The organism is Bernardetia sp. MNP-M8 (genome assembly GCF_037126285.1).
Classification (GTDB): Bacteria; Bacteroidota; Bacteroidia; order Cytophagales; family Bernardetiaceae; genus Bernardetia.
In genome coordinates this window covers 2,912,619-2,928,726 of the sequence record NZ_CP147012.1, presented here as the reverse complement: position 1 = coordinate 2,928,726, position 16,108 = coordinate 2,912,619, and the positions used below count along the sequence as shown (strand labels likewise).

Here is a 16,108-nt window from a genome sequence, read left to right as displayed (position 1 = left end):
ATTTAAAATTGCACATTCAAACCAAAGGTCATTGTTCTCATGATACTAAACTCATTAGAACTTGTACCTGTAAGACTTAGTCTAGGATCATATCCTTGTCTAGCTGAAAGAATCCCTACATTATTAGCAAGTGCAAATACTCTTAAAGAAGCTACCTTTAGCTTATTAGTAATTGATTTATCAAAAGTATAGCCTAAACTAACATTTTGCAAACTCAAATAACTTGCATCTACTAAATATAAGTCAGAAGGTGAGTAGTTATTAGGAGCTGAACTTGCACTTAATCTAGGGTATTCAGCCGTTGTATTCTCTGGAGTCCAAGTATTACCATATGCTTCATCAACAATATTACGACCAGCTAAAGAAGTCATATCATAAAGTCCCCAGTATACTCCATCATAACCTTTTCCACCTATTTGATAAGCAAAATTTAGACCCAAATCAAATGATTTATATCTAAAATCAAATGCAAAACCACCATATACATCTGGAATAGCATCTTCTCCTGTAAAGTATTCTGTTGCTTCAGCATATAATTCTGTCGTTTCACGTTCACCAGTTGGCTCTCCATCATCACCAAGAACATCTTTGTACCACATTGTGTTACCATTCTCAGGATTATATCCAGCATATGCTCTCAAGAAATATTCATATCTAGAACGTCCTTCCTCTAAACGGAACTGACTATCATCAATAAATTCTTGAGGAAGACGAGTGATTTCATTTTGAAAATGTGTTGCATTTACAGAAATTCCTAAAGAAAAATCTTTGGTCTTCAATACATCTCCACTCATAGATAGTTCAATACCTCTGTTTACCATATCACCAACATTTTCTGGAAAAGATGGATTTCCTGTAGATAAAGGAAGTGGTGTATCAAAAAGCATATCAGACACAGTACGAGTAAAATATTCTACATTTACATTTAAGCGATTTTTGAAAGCAGCTAAGTCAAAGCCAACATTAAAATTTCTGTTTACTTCCCAAGAAATATTTTTATTTCCTAAGAAAGCCAACTGAACAGATAATGCTCCATCACTTGGAACAACTTGGAACTGATCTCTATATGGATAGAAATTTCTGTTAGCATAGTAGCCACTTTTTCTTGTATCACTTGGATAAAGAAGGTTATCATTTCCTTGCTCTCCATAACTTGTTTTTAATTTAAGCTCATTCAACCAAGTTACACCTGCCAAAAACTCTTCTTGAGAAAGTCTCCAAGCAGCACCTAGTCCATAGAAGTTACCCCAACGATTTTCAGGAGCAAAAACAGAAGAACCATCTCTTCTGAAACTTGCATTGAAATAATAACGCTCATTATAATCATACATTACTCTAGCAAAATAACCTTCTACGTTATAATCTTGCTCAAAACCATTTACACCTTGAATATTTGCACCAAAGTCCATAATAGGCTCTTCTGGTAAAAGGAAATTAGTTTTATGAGTTTGTAAATAACGGAAATTAAGAGAGTTATACTCGTGTCCTAAAAGTGCTGTTATGTTGTGTAAGTCAAAAGACTTGTCAAAATTAAGTATTTGTTGTTGCGTAACATTGAGATTACGAATAGCATACTCATTCAAACGACCATTCACATCACCTGCTGCATCACCATATTGAGGCGTATCAAATTCTGTGATAGCTCTATCTCTCAAATCAACAGCAACATTATAAGTAAAGTTTAAGTAGTCTGTGAAATTTACTTTAGCATATGTAGTACCAAAAACATTGTTATTGTTATTGCGATTTACATCTAGTTGTGCAGTAGCTACTGGATTCTGTAATGATGCATACGGACGAGCAACTCCTGTAACTCTACCTGTACCATCATCATACAAAGGATTTCCGTTAGCGTCTTTTACTTGTTGCCCATCTACATAAGCATATACTGGGTAAATAGGAGCAATATTACGAGCAAAACTAATAGGATTACTAAAAGCAGTTGTTCCGTCTCCATCTACATTGCGTTGTGAAGTATAAGAGTAATTGATATTTGCACCTAAGTCAATATATTTATTAACTTTTGTATTTACTCTCATTTTACCTGTATAACGCTCAAAACCAGAGTTGATGATATATCCGATATTATCATCATATCCTAATGAAACATAATAATCAGTAGCATCACTACCACCAGCTAACGACACATAAGATTGTAAATATGTACTATTAGTTTGGAATAATTCATCAGACCAATCTTCTTGGTATAGTAAATTAGCACTAGAGTTTAACTTTCCAGTAGTAGGGTCAATTACTTGATTATCAGCCACATCATATACATTATAACCCAATGGATAACCTAATACACCATCAGTGTCTGTAATAAGAAATTCAGAAGCTTGTGAAGAAGCATCTGCAGCACTTTCTCCTGCTAAAATTAAATCATTACGAATTGCTTGAAAACGAGCTTCATAATATTTAGCTGGGTCTGTGATTACATTATAATCTGCAATACCTCTAGTAGAAATACCTATACGAGTGTCAAAAGTAACACGTACTTTATTATTCTTTCCTTTTTTAGTAGTAAGGATAATTACACCATTTGCACCTCTACTTCCGTAAAGAGCAGCAGCAGAAGCATCTTTAAGGAATACAATACTTTCAATATCTTGGTTATTGATAGTATTTATATCTCCATAAAAAGGAACTCCATCTACTACATAAAGAGGATCTGATGAAGCATTAATTGAGCCAATTCCTCTAAAACGAATTGTTGGAGAACTACCTGGTTGTCCACTTTGTTGAATAATTTGAACACCAGCAACTTTACCATTAAGTCCTTGAAGTACGTTTCCACTTGGAAGGTCAGAAACTTGTTTTGCACTAACTTCAGAAATTGATCCTGTTAGAGCTTCTCTTTTTTGAGTTCCATAAGCAGTTACTACTACTTCACTAAGTGCATCACCTTCTGTCAAAACAACATCAATAACTGTACGGTTACCAATTGTTTCTTCTTTGGCAGTAAAGCCTACAAAACTAAATACAAGTACATCACTTCCTTCTGGAACAGTAAGAGTATACTTTCCTTCCATGTCAGTTTGTGTACCTTGTGTTGTTCCTTTGATTTGAATTGTAGCACCTGGTAATGATCCTTCTTCAGAAGTTACAGTACCTGTAATTGTTCGTTGTGCCCATGCTGAACTAACAAGCAAGAACATCAACATTATACTAAGTAATAATTTTCTCTTCATGAGTAAATTGATTATTTGTTAATGAAAAATTTAAAAATTAATTTTCGGAGGGTATATTTATTTTGATAGTTATCTAAATAAAACATTTGAATTTATCTCTAATATCTGATAAATCTAAAATGAGTTATAATAACTAATTATCATAAATTAAGCAGGAAAAATAGCTGTATTGTTATTTTAGAACTGAAGGGACTACTAAGATAAGAAATTTTAAATAAAAAACAATTAAAATAATTTATTTTTATTTAAAATATGCTTTTTTCTTCAAGATACTCTCTTATATTCTTTAACAAAAGGTAATTTTTCTGAACGCAATTAAGTCAAAATTTATATTAAGACAAAATGATTTTCACAGAATTTTATAAAAATAACTATCAAAGAGGTATTTAAATTGTGTAATTCACTGTTTATCAAACTATTAATACGCTTTATATAGAAAGGATTACTAGTATATTTGTTGACCTATTATATTAAAACACTAACGTAGAAGTGCTATTTACATTCGTATCCCAATTACAAGTACATCATCAATTTGGCGTTGCAGTCCTTGCCAATGTACAAAGCTTTCTTGTAGCTTCTTTTGCTGTTCTTGAAGAGGTAGGTGTTGTATTTTATCTAATAAGCCTATGAAACGTTTCTTAGAGAATTTTTTACTATCCTCTCCCCCAAACTGATCCAAAAATCCATCAGTAGTAAGATAAACCATGTCATTTTTCTGAAGGCTGATATATTTGTCTGTAAATGTTTTTTGTTTTTGTTTGAGCAGAGTTCCACCAATAGAAAATCTATCTCCCTTTACTTCTTTGATTTTTCCATTTTCAGTATAAAATAAAGAGTTTTTTGCACCTGAAAATACTATTTTACGATTTGCTTTATCTAAGCTAATCATTGACATATCCATCCCATCACGGCTTTTCCACATTTTTCCTGTTTCGTGCAAAACATTTCCTTCATTTTGCTTCAACCAATCTACAATTCCTGAATTCATTTCAGTTAGAATTTTGGCTGGTTCATTGATTTGTTTGACTTTTGTGGTCTGTTCAAGCATAGCAAAGCCAACAACAGACATAATTGCCCCTGGAACACCATGACCTGTACAATCTACAACAGCAAACTGACTTGTACCATTCTTTTTCCAAGCCCAATAAAAATCTCCACTTACAATATCACGAGGTTGAAAAAGCACAAAATGTTCTGTGAAAGCATCTACCATTTCTTCTTCTGAAGGGATAATAGCATCTTGAATACGTTGTGCATAGCGAATGGAATCTGTTATTTTTTTATTAGCTGATTCTATTAGTGTATTTTGCTCTTCTACTTTTTCTTTTTCTTTAGTAAGTTCTTGAGTACGTAATGCAATTTTTTCTTCTAGCTGTCTTTTCTTTTGTTCTACTCGCCATATTCTCCATCTATAAATTAAATAGAGAATTAAAAGAATAATTACTCCAAGAGCAATTTTTGCTTCAATTTTATTATACCAAGCTGCTGTGATAGAAATTTCAACAGAAATAGGTTTTTCATTCCACACTCCATCTGAGTTAGAGCCTTTTACCAAAAAAGTATAATTACCTGCATCTAAATTAGTATACTGTGCTTCTCCTCTATCAGACTCTATCCAATCAGCATCAAATCCTTCTAACTTATATTTGTATTTATTTCTTTGAGGAAAAGAGTAATGTAAAGAAGCAAAGAAAAAGGAAAAAGAGTTTTGATTATAATTAAGCTGTATTTTTTCTACAAGAGAAATATGATTTTGAATAATACTACTATCTCCAATTTCTACTTTCTTATTATTGACTTGAAAGTCAGTAAATAAAATAGGTGCGACATAACTATTTCCTTGTATACTGTCAGGATGAAAATAATTAAGTCCATTGATTCCACCAAAATACATCATTCCAGATTTCCCTTTTGCATAAGCACCTGAATTAAACTCATTAGCTTGTAATCCATCTTCTACCCCAAAATTAACAAAAGTAGTATCTGAAGGTGTAAATTTACTAATTCCTCTATTTGTACTAAACCATAAATTCTTTTTAGAGTCTTCTAAGACTCCATATAATACATTGTTTGGAAGTCCGTCCTCTTCTGTAAAATGTCTAAACTTCCCACTTTTTCTGTCTAAAGAATTTAGTCCTCCACCATAGGTCAAGACCCAAAAATGATTTCTGTCATCTTCATAAACAGGATATACTCGGTTTGTACTGATACTATATTTATCATTTACATCACTCTTATAGGCAGAAAAAATCTCATTTTTTGAATCAAATTTATTGAGTCCACCACCATAAGTACTTACCCATAAAGTACCTTCTGAATCTTCATAAATACCTCTTACTCTATTGTTGGACAAAGAACTTGGAACATTTGGTTCATTAACAAAGGCTTTAAATGAGTTTGTTTTTTCATCATATCTTGAAAGACCTCCTTTATCTGTTCCTATCCAAACTGTTCCAGCTTTATCTTGATAAATTGCACGAATAGAATTACTTAAAAGTCCTTTTGTAGTTTTTGTAGTAAATCGTTTTTTAAAATTTGCTCCCAAACTAGACTGATTATTATCAAATACATAAAGTCCGTCTTCAACTGTTCCTACCCAAACTTGATTTTTATTATCTTCATATAAAGCATAAATTCCTTTTCTAGCCATAATTCCTATAACAGAAACCTGCTCCATTCCTTCTTTATATTTATTTAGTCCTTGTATTGTTCCTATCCAAAGAATACCATGATGGTCTTCTAAAACACTACGTACTGTATTATCGCTCAACCCCGTCCGAGATACTGTATAGGTATCAAACTTTATTCTATTTTTGTCAAACTTGTTGATGCCATAGCCATTTGTACCAATCCAAAAAATACCTGCTTGATCTTCAAACATAGCCAAAATATCATTCGAAGAAAGACTAGAAGGGTCTGTATTACGAGAACGAATAACACGTAGACGAGGAGAACTCTGCCAAGGTTTTAGATACTGCAAACCATCGTTTGTCATGAGCCAAAGCAATCCTCTACTATCCAAAAAAACATTGTTAATAGTTAAATATCTATTTTGAACGACATCTATATAATTTGAAGTTAAGAAAGTTCTCTTAAAGAGTCCTGATGCTCCACCTGCCCAAATATTACCTGTATTATCTATTACTATCCCATTGATAGCATCTCTCTTAAATCCTCGTTTTTCAAATTGTTTTGTTTTTCTATCAAAGGCCGCTAAACCTGCATTGGTTCCTACCCATAATGTTCCATTTTTATCTTCTAAAAAACAACGAACAATACACTCATCAAGATTCTTTTCTCTAAAAACTTCGAAAGTTTTGGAATCTTCCATAAAATGAACTAGCCCTTCATCTGTTCCTGCCCAAATTTCTCCATTTTTATCGCAGTGAAGCGAACGAATAGTATTGCTGATAATACTGGTCTCATCAATTGGATTGTTTCTGTATCTAGTAAAATGCTGTTTGGAAAAATCAAAAACATTCAAGCCACCTTCAGTTCCTATCCATATATTTCCTTTTTTATCTTCTGTAATACAAAGAATAAGATTATCCGAAATAGAATTTACATCATCGACAGCTCTTTTATAATGATGAAATTTTATTCCATCGTACATATTAAGTCCATCCTGTGTGCCTATCCAAAGCAAGCCACGAGAATCTTGAAAGAAAATATTAGGTGTATTTTGAGAAAGTCCTTCATCAATAGTGATATGCTCAAAAGACATATTGCTTTGTGCATACGAAGTAGAAAATATACTCTGCAAAGCAAAACAACTCATTATAAAAACCATAGAATACAAAATCGTCAAGAAACGTTTTGAAAACTTGTGTTTTAAAAAGAGTGTTCTATAAGGAGTTTTTAGAGTAAAAATTATATTTTCTTTATAAGTATTCAAAAAAGTAAAAGCAGAAAAATGAATGATATAGAAAGCAAATATCTTTATCTTGAAGTTAATAAACTTCTCAACAGACAAAGTTGCTTAAAATAATGGTAAAAATCCACTACTAAACCATAAATTTTATAATTTCTGTGTAATTTCTTTTCTCAAAAATCAATAACCTTAAATAAACAAACGTTATTTCTGTTTTGAGTTTGAAAAAGGGTTTCCTAATTTTGCATATTCATTTCCATCTATAAAAATAATAAAACCAATCTTGAAACAGAAATTAGTACGCTCTATCAAATCTTTTATCAATAAATTAGGGTATCATATTGATAAAATAGACCGAAATTCACTTACTATGATTGGTGGATTAGAACGCAGTTCAAAACATACTTCGCCAAAAAGTTTTATAGATGTAGGAGCATCTGATGGAAGATGGACAGAACTAGCCATGCAATTCTTTCCAAACTCACACTATTTGCTTGTTGAGGCGCAAGAAGGACACCGTAAGGATTTAGAGCATTTTCAATTAAAAAATCCAAACATTTCAATTTGTATGGCTGCAGCTGGAGATGCTGAGGGAGAAATTTATTTTGATGCTTCTGACCTTCATGCAGGGTTGGCTTCTAAAGAAAAACTAGAGAAAAACTGTATTACTGTTCCTGTTACGACGATAGATTTGCAAGTAGAAAAGCATAAATTACAACCTCCTTTTTGTATAAAATTAGATACACACGGTTTTGAGATTCCAATTTTAGAAGGAGCGACCAAGACATTAGAAAAAGCTGATTTATTAATAATTGAAGTATATAATTTTCAGATTGTCAAAAATGATGAAGATAACTCACAGAATAGCCTTCGTTTTTATGAATTGTGTCAATATTTGGATAACAAAGGCTTTTACCCTGCTGATTTGGTGGATATCATGAGAAGAAAAAAAGATGATATGCTTTGGCAAATGGATATGTTTTTTTATAGAAAAGAAAATAAGGTTTTTGAGAGTAATGAGTATGAGTAAAATATGGAATTTCAACTAGATGTCTATACTCGCAAATCTGAAGATTAAGCTATACTGACTTAAAAGTTGTCTTACTGATAAATCGTAGTCAATACACCAATACTAACTACGATTTATTCTAAGCTCAACTGGGATAAATTATATGGTACTCTCACTTATTTCTACTCTTCTAATTAAAACTACTATTTATTTTAATGTTAGGTTGTAGATATATTACATTTTTTTTGAAGTCCAGAACAATATGAAATCTTTTCAAAATTTCTCCTCCTAATAAAGCTTCATAAGGCGATACAGACTCTGTAGTCTCAAGTATTATAGGCATATTATAAATCTCAAAATCACCTAAACTTACTTTCAAAGGTAAAACTAGGTCTGATTTAGAAATATTTCCATCCGAACCTGTACTTGTGGCTTCTCCAATTATTTGATATTTATCTTTCAACTTATTTTCATAAACTGAAGTATAATAAATAGATATAGTTCCATTATATCCTGTATCTATCATTCCCAAAATCTTTTTTTTTTTGTTTCCTTCAAAAAGAGTAAATTTTATAAATGGCAATCCATTAACAAACTTTATTTTATGTTTAGTATAACTATCTGAAACCAAATAATTATTATCATATAAGACTAATTCATTGTTTTCATAGTTGATACGTATCATTTTATCTTTGAAAAAATTCCATCCAATTATACCATCTAATTTTTCTTCTTTTGGATAATCAATACCCACTACTTGTACATCTTGTTGTGTAATTTTTCCTATTGAAACTGTGTTTTTGAAACTCATCATTTCTTGTGAAGTGCCGTGACCTCCAACATTTTCCGTCAAACTATCAAACTTGATTTGGATATTACTTTCCTCAATTTTGCTTTTATTAATAACAACACAATTAGCCCCCAAATCATATACAAAATCTAATGAGTCTGATCCATTAAGTGAAACCTTTATGTATATTCGATTATCCTCTCCTAAAGTAAAAGGAATCACTTCTTGAGCCTTTGTGATGGTAGTAATAAATGCAAATAAGATAAATAGATAAATTTTTATTCTGTTCATTTTTATATTTGTTTAGTTATTAAATAATTAAACAAAACTAGGAATTTAAAAGGGGTATCTATTGTAAAATATTGCACTAGTCAATAAACAAAGTATTCTGAAAACTTATGGGATTTACACCTACAAACCTTTTAAAATTTTTATAAAAATGTGATGTATCATAAAACCCACAATCAATGGCAACATCTAATATTGGTTTGCCTGTTTTAAGCATACCTTTACTCTGTTCAATTTTTTGCATAATAGCAAAATTATTAGGAGTTAATCCAGTTTCTTGTTTGAACAAACGAATAAACTTGTACTTATCAATACCAAATTGTAAAGCTGTTTTTTCTAGGGAAAAGTTCTCAAATGATGTCTCGTTAATAAAATTTTGAAAAAATTTACTACTATTATAACTAATTGGTCTGACTGCTGCATATTTTAACACTAAATTTCTGAGTATTATTCCTAATCTTTTTTCAAAATCAACAGTTTTATTATATAAATTATTTGATAAGAAATATAATTCATTGAATATATTTTGATCATATATAATTCGATCTTCAAAAAAAGTGAACTGTCCTCCATTCAATTCTTTAATGACTTCTGGCGAAACATAATAAGTAAAAAATGAATTGCCTAAATCTTGATCACAAGGAGTTGCATGAACTTCTTTTGGATTAGTAATAGATAATGTTCCAATAGGTGCTTTTAAAAACTTATCAGAAAGTTTAGTATTAAATGTTGTATTTAAAATTAATGCAATATTAAATGTTTCATGTGTATGAAAAGGAAAATCCAATGTGTGATATTTGGCATTTAATAGTTCCAATCCATCAAACATAGGGAGATGATGGTATTCACTTTTTTCTCCTAACATTTTTATTTTTTTTGAATCCACTTTTTTTGAATTAGGAAGCTATTTAAACTTGTTCAATTTCTAAAGATAATGAAGTTATTTTCCTTGTTGTATATTGCAAGATTACCTATCATTTATATAAATCTTCAGATTTATGTGATAAAGTAATTACAAAAACACCTACTTGACCTGCAAATCTAAGATTTGATAAAATGATAGGTCGTAGTCATCGCTTCGCTAAAGACAACGCCCAACAATGACAGACAAAATTTGATTTCAATTTATGTATATTTCTATGATTAGGCATCATACATATAAAACCAAAATTAATAAACTCAATGAAAAAAAACTATATTATACTTTTTTTAATGGCTCTATTTTCTTGTACTCAAAGTGATGAAACTAAATTTGATAATAAAGATAGAGAAATGTTGAGCAATTTAAATAATGAGAAAATTAAATTTGATTCACAACCATTAATACAACAAATGACTCAAGAAGATTTTGAAATAAAACGAATTATAAAGTTATTAGCAAAACAAAAAATAGCTTCAAGTTTAATTTTTCATACCTCTCAAGGAAAACAAATTATAGATAAAGGAGAAAAAGTACTTCCTTATCTACAATTTTCCTTTGCAGATACAGTAACTTCTAGCGTTTATTCCTTAGCTAACAATAGATATTTAAAAAGAGGTGAAATAGCCATATTAATTGCAGGATCTATCAAAACAATACCAATAGCTTATGTTGTAGGTGTTCAACAGTGTATTCGTCCATTTGATTTTAATATTGAACATTACTTATGGAAGATTGAAAAAGACCCAAAATATTTTAATGAAAGATATAAAGAATGGATTCAAAAAGAGAAAATTTATAGAAAATCATATTAACCTCTGAAAACTATGGTCAAACCAACTTTTTTGTAGAAAAGTTTTTTTTGAGGTTAATTTATATGATTTATAGAAATCAAAAATTCCTTATCTTTATCACTTCAAAAAAACAAAATTCAATTTATAATCAATAAGCAAACAGAAGATTATGTTAAAATCAATGACAGGCTATGGAAGTAGCAAACTAGAAAATGAAGAATATACTATTAATACAGAAATAAAAACGGTCAATTCGAAATATTTAGATTATAGTCTTCGCCTTCCAAAACTGTTTGCAGATAAAGAAATTGAAGTGAAAAATCTTGCTGTCATTGGTCATCGTAATGGCAAACCGAAAACTAAAGACCAACAACGGCAGAGAGTACTATATGCTTTATTTGCTATTACTTCTTTCCAAAATCAAAGATGAAAAAGATTTTACAGCAATTCTAATACACTCTTCATCCACTCTAAAATTCGGTGCATGATTCATAGCAGTGATTCCTTTTTCAGCGTTTGAGCCACCTAATAAGAAATAAACTCCTGATATTTCTTTTTGATAGTAATAAAAATCATCATTGAAATATGGAATTTGACCATAATCCATCACAATAGCATTTTCTCCATAAATTTTGGTAAGAGTATTTACAGCATTATTTGTCAATTTTTCATCATTTAATACTGTTGGATTTTCTTGAATATATGACACAGAAATAAATTTATCTTTGTAGATAGAGTTTTCAATTATTTCCTCTATTTTTGGTAGTATGTTCTGTAGATTTGACTGGTTTGTTTCATAAAGATAAGCTTGTATGTCAAGGCTTTCATCATCTGAATCAATCATGAAATTTTCTTCCATAAAAAGATAATCTTTAAAAATAGTATTAGGATTGACTAGTCCAATTTCAGAGTCGAAAGCTTTTGGGATTTCCCAAGGACTTGATCCATCCTTTTTTCGCATAGTTTTATTTCTTATTTCCTTATAAAGAATTTCTGCATCTTCTTTTGAAAATTTATTATTGAATTTCATCTTTATTCTTTTTTGATAAGCATATAATTCGTTGGGTTTAACCATTATTTGACCAACAGGCAACGCAGTAACATGCAAAGCATATATCTCATCAAGATTCATTTCTGAGAATAGACTATTATCAACTATATTTTTTGCTCCTACAAACGTTTCCTCTTCTGGTTGAAATATGAAATATAGTGTACCTTTAATCGATTCTTTATTTTTAGCTAATACTTCAGCTATTCCAAGTCCGATTGCCATGTGAACATCATGTCCACAACCATGTTGTACTCCCTCAATTTTTGACTTATAGGGTACTCCATCTAACATATCATTTGGTAGAGCATCCATATCAGCTCGCCAAGCGATATTTTTCCCTTCTTTTCCACCTCTTAAAATTCCAATGACACCATGACCTGCAAAACCTGTTTTTACTTCTAGTCCTAAATTGGATAAATATTCTGCAACAATTTTAGAAGTTCTTTTTTCATTTCCAGCCAATTCAGGATATTCATGAAAATCTCTTCTTATTTTTACTAAAGAATCAAAGATTTCATTTGTCTGGTGTTCTATTTTTTGATGTACATTCTCTTCATCTGATGCTTTGCAAGAAATTAGAATGCTAAATAGTAAGAATGATACTATAAGGTGTTTCTTTAATGTCATGTTTTATTGACTGTTTTTTTATGTTATGCACAAAAATACTCTCACTTATTTCTATTCAAAGACAGAAGAAAAAAAGAAGGGTTGCATCATTACAGACACTGTTTAAGTATAATTATTGTCTTTATTGGTCTCCAAGATAATAAGCTAAAATCAACTGTATAAAAGAAGGAATTTGAAACAGATAATCACTAAATTCAATCAAACTTTCTTATCTTTATCACTTCAAAAAAACAAAATTCAATTTATAAGTAATAAGCAGACTATGTTAAAATCAATGACAGGTTACGGAAGTAGCAACCTAGAAAACGAAGAATATACTATTAATACAGAAATAAAAACGGTCAATTCGAAATACTTAGATTGTAGTCTTCGCCTTCCAAAACTGTTTGCAGATAAAGAAATTGAAGTGAAAAATTTAGCACAAAAAATATTAGAAAGAGGAAAAGTTTATATTAATCTGAATTATGTTTCGAAGGCTGATAATTTTTCTGAATTGGTTGTCAATCAGCAGCTTGTAAGTAGTTATTACGAAGCGATGATAAAATCGGCTAAAGAATTAAATGCACCCACCAATGATATTTTCAGAATTGCGATGATGCAAGACAATGTTTTTATAGAAAAAGCAAACGAAGAAGCCATCGAATCACATTGGAAAGCTATCTATCAAACCATTGAAAAGGCTCTTTTAGATTGTAATGAGTTTAGAAAAGATGAAGGAAAATCGCTTCAGAATCAGATAGAGGAATGTTTGAGTTCTATTCAAAATTCACTTGCAGAAATCAATAAAATTGAACCTCGCAGAATGGAAAAAGTCCGTCAGAAATTAGAAAAAAACATTGAAAGTGTTGTAAACTCTGATAATTTTGATAAAAATCGTTTTGAGCAAGAAGTTATCTATTATGCCGAAAAATTAGATATTGCAGAAGAACAAGTTCGTTTGAAAACGCATATTAATTATTTTTTGAAAGAATTAAATAAGGAAAACACAAGTGGAAAAAAACTAAATTTTATTGCTCAAGAAATGGGAAGAGAAATAAATACAATCGGTTCGAAAGCAAATGATGCTGATATGCAACATTTTGTCGTTGAGATGAAAGAAGAACTAGAGAAAATAAAGGAACAAACTTTGAATGTACTCTAAAAATGGTGAGTTGTAAATGATAAATTATGAAAACACTATTGTATGTTATTTCCATGACTATCAGTTTTTTTTTATGTCAAAACTTATATAGTCAGAATTATCCAAAAGAAAATGTACGACTAGAAAATGATATTTGGTTTGGTTTGAATGCTCAAATTAGTCTAAAAAGCAAAAATGACTTAGCCATTGATTCAGATTCTACACTTTTTTATCCTAGTTTTGGGACAAAAAATATTTTTCTTATTCAAGTTTTAGGACAACATTCTACAATGGAAATGACAGATGTAGATTACTTCTATCAGAAAAGTGTTTATATAAGTTATGAACGTTTACTTTCTCAAAAATGGATTGGAGGGGCTTCTTTTAGATATTGTGAATTGAATGTTAATAAAACTACACTTCGTGGACATTTACGTCATTATTCTTCTATCAAAAAAATAGATTTGGCTTTTTGGCAACAAGTTGCTATTGAAAGAATTCTATCAAACAATTCTTTTTATGACCCTGTTTCTAGGCTTCGTTTTCAGTTTGCAGCAAATAAATATTTTAGTATTTCAAAAAATAACTCACAAAAAAAACTCATCGGAACATTGTCTTTTGAGCTTTTTAAAGAAATTCAGAAAATACATCCTAATTCAGAACGTCGTTTTTTTCAAGAACAACGCATACAAACAGAGTGGTTTTTTCCTATTCATAAAAACATATATTTGGGAGCTTTTGCAGGACTTCATACCAAACAATTTATTGCTTTGGCTCAGTTTGGGATGAATGGTGAAGAACTAAAACCTACAAGAAACCTAAACCAACAAACGCCTGTTTTTGGAATAAATGCTATTCTTACTTTGGGCAAAAATAATACTCCAAACAGACGTTTGTGGATAGAATAAAGTTTTCTAATTAATTTTATTCATATAATTTCAAATCCGAATTCATATCCACCTTGATAGTTTCAGCTATTTTTTTGAACATAATAGATGGAATTTCGACGTCATGGTCTTCTAATTTCACATCAAATGTACTTTTGATAGAAGCCTTTCCATTCTTAACAATTATCTGACTAGGAATTTTACGAGCTTGTTTTTTGCCATGAATTTCTAAATCTCCAACTGCTACAACATCATACGTTCCATCAGTTTTGAGGTCATAGTTTCCTTCAATATTTCCTTTAAAAGTTGCATTGGGATATTTTTCGCTCTCCATATAATTTTCATTAAAATGCTGTTGCATTAAAGAAGAAGGAAAAACAAATGACTTAATAGGAATTCTGAAAGAAAAAGCATTTGTCTTGGTGTCAATGACTCCTTTACAGTCCTTGTTATTAGCTTCTATGTCTTCCATAGGTGCGCTAGAAAAAAAATGAACTTTACTGTCTTCCAAGGTATAACGCTGTGCAACGACACTAGAAGAAACACTTTGAAAAACAAATAATATTGCAACAAAAAATAATGATTGATAGATTTTCATAATTGAAAGAGGGAATGATTTAGTAAATAAGTTTAATTGAATTTGCTTTTTCTAAGAACAAACTCTCTAGTAATATTAAAGCCAAAATGTATGCCACCATCTAACCAGTCGCCACCAGTTTCAGCAATAAATCCTTTTTCTATCATCGAACGAGAATTTGTCAAATGTAATTGAAAAACGTGTCCACCTGTTTCTATATCAAAACCAACAGACAGAGAGTTATGGTTATCATCAAAAAGTAGTGAGTTTGAAATTGGAACTCTGTAAACATATTCAGCATTAAAAGAAGTACGTCTTGTCAATTTTATTCTTCCTCCCAATCCTAAGGCATACAAATCGTTTTTATCTTCTGCTGTAGGAACAAGATTACGATGTACCCAAGAAGGCGCAAGCAAAAATGAAAATCCTTCACTAAACTTCTTACTCAAAATAATTTGATTTGTATAAGTCAAACGGTTTGCAAAAGTTTTGTCTTGTCCTGCATTTGCTTTCAAGGTATTTATAGCTACTGTACCTACATAAGTCATACTAATAGGCATATTTTTTTCACCTGTACTTTGTCTTAGAAGGTCTGTTTTAAAAAGTCCGTCATACGTTTTCTGAAAAGAATTTCTACCTACTCCTATCATAATTCGGTCGCTAATTCCGTATTCAAAACCTAATCGTAAAGTGGCTTGGTCTAAACCAAAAAACTCATATCCTCCACCATCTAAAGTTCCAAAACGATGCGAAATTCTAAAATCTAATGCCCCAGCAGCTACTTTTTCAGTAGTATGAAGATTGATAAGACGAGTAGATTTGTATGCACCTGTTGTATATTCTGTTTTAGGATTTTCTTTTTCTTGTTCGTCTAAAAGAGCATCTAAGTCATCTTGTGCTAATGTAAATTGGGAAGAAAAACACGTAAGAAATAGGAGTAAAAAAACAGTCAGAAGTAAATAATTTTTATTCATTATTTTATTT

Annotated in this window: 12 protein-coding genes; 5 read left to right on the top strand and 7 right to left on the bottom strand. The window is 30.6% G+C overall.

The genetic code is table 11. The annotated features are described in order from the left end of the window. Positions 1-2: 2 nt before the first annotated feature. Both V9L04_RS12050 and V9L04_RS12045 read right to left on the bottom strand, forming a co-directional pair. Positions 3-3,191: a TonB-dependent receptor gene (locus tag V9L04_RS12050; protein WP_338790060.1), complete on the bottom strand. Its 3,189-nt coding sequence runs from the start codon at positions 3,189-3,191 to the stop codon at positions 3-5. A gap of 496 nt (positions 3,192-3,687) precedes the next feature. Next, positions 3,688-6,969, bottom strand: coding sequence for a two-component regulator propeller domain-containing protein (locus V9L04_RS12045; protein ID WP_338790059.1), 3,282 nt, complete (start codon positions 6,967-6,969; stop codon positions 3,688-3,690). Positions 6,970-7,345: 376 nt separating this feature from the next. On the opposite strand from V9L04_RS12045, the gene V9L04_RS12040 reads away from it, so the two are divergent. After that, on the top strand, positions 7,346-8,092 hold the full coding sequence (locus tag V9L04_RS12040) for an FkbM family methyltransferase (protein ID WP_338790058.1): 747 nt from the start codon (positions 7,346-7,348) through the stop codon (positions 8,090-8,092). Between the two features lie 169 nt (positions 8,093-8,261). Here V9L04_RS12040 and V9L04_RS12035 read toward each other — a convergent pair whose 3' ends face one another. Then, a complete protein-coding gene (locus tag V9L04_RS12035; RefSeq protein ID WP_338790057.1) occupies positions 8,262-9,152 on the bottom strand; it encodes an aspartyl protease family protein in 891 nt (296 codons plus the stop codon). 76 nt (positions 9,153-9,228) lie between these two features. Further along, positions 9,229-10,014: an AraC family transcriptional regulator gene (locus V9L04_RS12030; protein WP_338790056.1), complete on the bottom strand. Its 786-nt coding sequence runs from the start codon at positions 10,012-10,014 to the stop codon at positions 9,229-9,231. A gap of 317 nt (positions 10,015-10,331) precedes the next feature. Between V9L04_RS12030 and V9L04_RS12025 the strand changes: the two genes are divergently transcribed. Continuing rightward, positions 10,332-10,883 carry a hypothetical protein gene (locus tag V9L04_RS12025; protein WP_338790055.1) on the top strand — a complete coding sequence of 184 codons (552 nt, stop codon included), beginning with the start codon at positions 10,332-10,334 and terminating at the stop codon, positions 10,881-10,883. A gap of 148 nt (positions 10,884-11,031) precedes the next feature. Further along, complete coding sequence (locus V9L04_RS12020; protein WP_338790054.1) at positions 11,032-11,292, top strand: YicC/YloC family endoribonuclease; 261 nt, start codon at positions 11,032-11,034, stop codon at positions 11,290-11,292. On the opposite strand, the gene V9L04_RS12015 is transcribed toward V9L04_RS12020, so the two are convergent. Continuing rightward, positions 11,257-12,540, bottom strand: a complete 1,284-nt coding sequence (locus tag V9L04_RS12015) for an amidohydrolase (protein WP_338790053.1) — start codon at positions 12,538-12,540, stop codon at positions 11,257-11,259. The two genes, V9L04_RS12020 and V9L04_RS12015, sit on opposite strands and share 36 nt — an antisense overlap. A 262-nt stretch (positions 12,541-12,802) precedes the next feature. On the opposite strand from V9L04_RS12015, the gene V9L04_RS12010 reads away from it, so the two are divergent. Further along, positions 12,803-13,681, top strand: a complete 879-nt coding sequence (locus V9L04_RS12010; protein WP_338790052.1) for a YicC/YloC family endoribonuclease — start codon at positions 12,803-12,805, stop codon at positions 13,679-13,681. Between the two features lie 26 nt (positions 13,682-13,707). Then, positions 13,708-14,568 carry a hypothetical protein gene (locus tag V9L04_RS12005; protein WP_338790051.1) on the top strand — a complete coding sequence of 287 codons (861 nt, stop codon included), beginning with the start codon at positions 13,708-13,710 and terminating at the stop codon, positions 14,566-14,568. A 16-nt stretch (positions 14,569-14,584) separates the two neighbouring features. On the opposite strand, the gene V9L04_RS12000 is transcribed toward V9L04_RS12005, so the two are convergent. Next, positions 14,585-15,145, bottom strand: coding sequence for a YceI family protein (locus V9L04_RS12000; protein WP_338790050.1), 561 nt, complete (start codon positions 15,143-15,145; stop codon positions 14,585-14,587). Positions 15,146-15,177: 32 nt separating this feature from the next. Continuing rightward, complete coding sequence (locus tag V9L04_RS11995) at positions 15,178-16,098, bottom strand: DUF5777 family beta-barrel protein (protein WP_338790049.1); 921 nt, start codon at positions 16,096-16,098, stop codon at positions 15,178-15,180. Between the last annotated feature and the right edge of the window lie 10 nt (positions 16,099-16,108).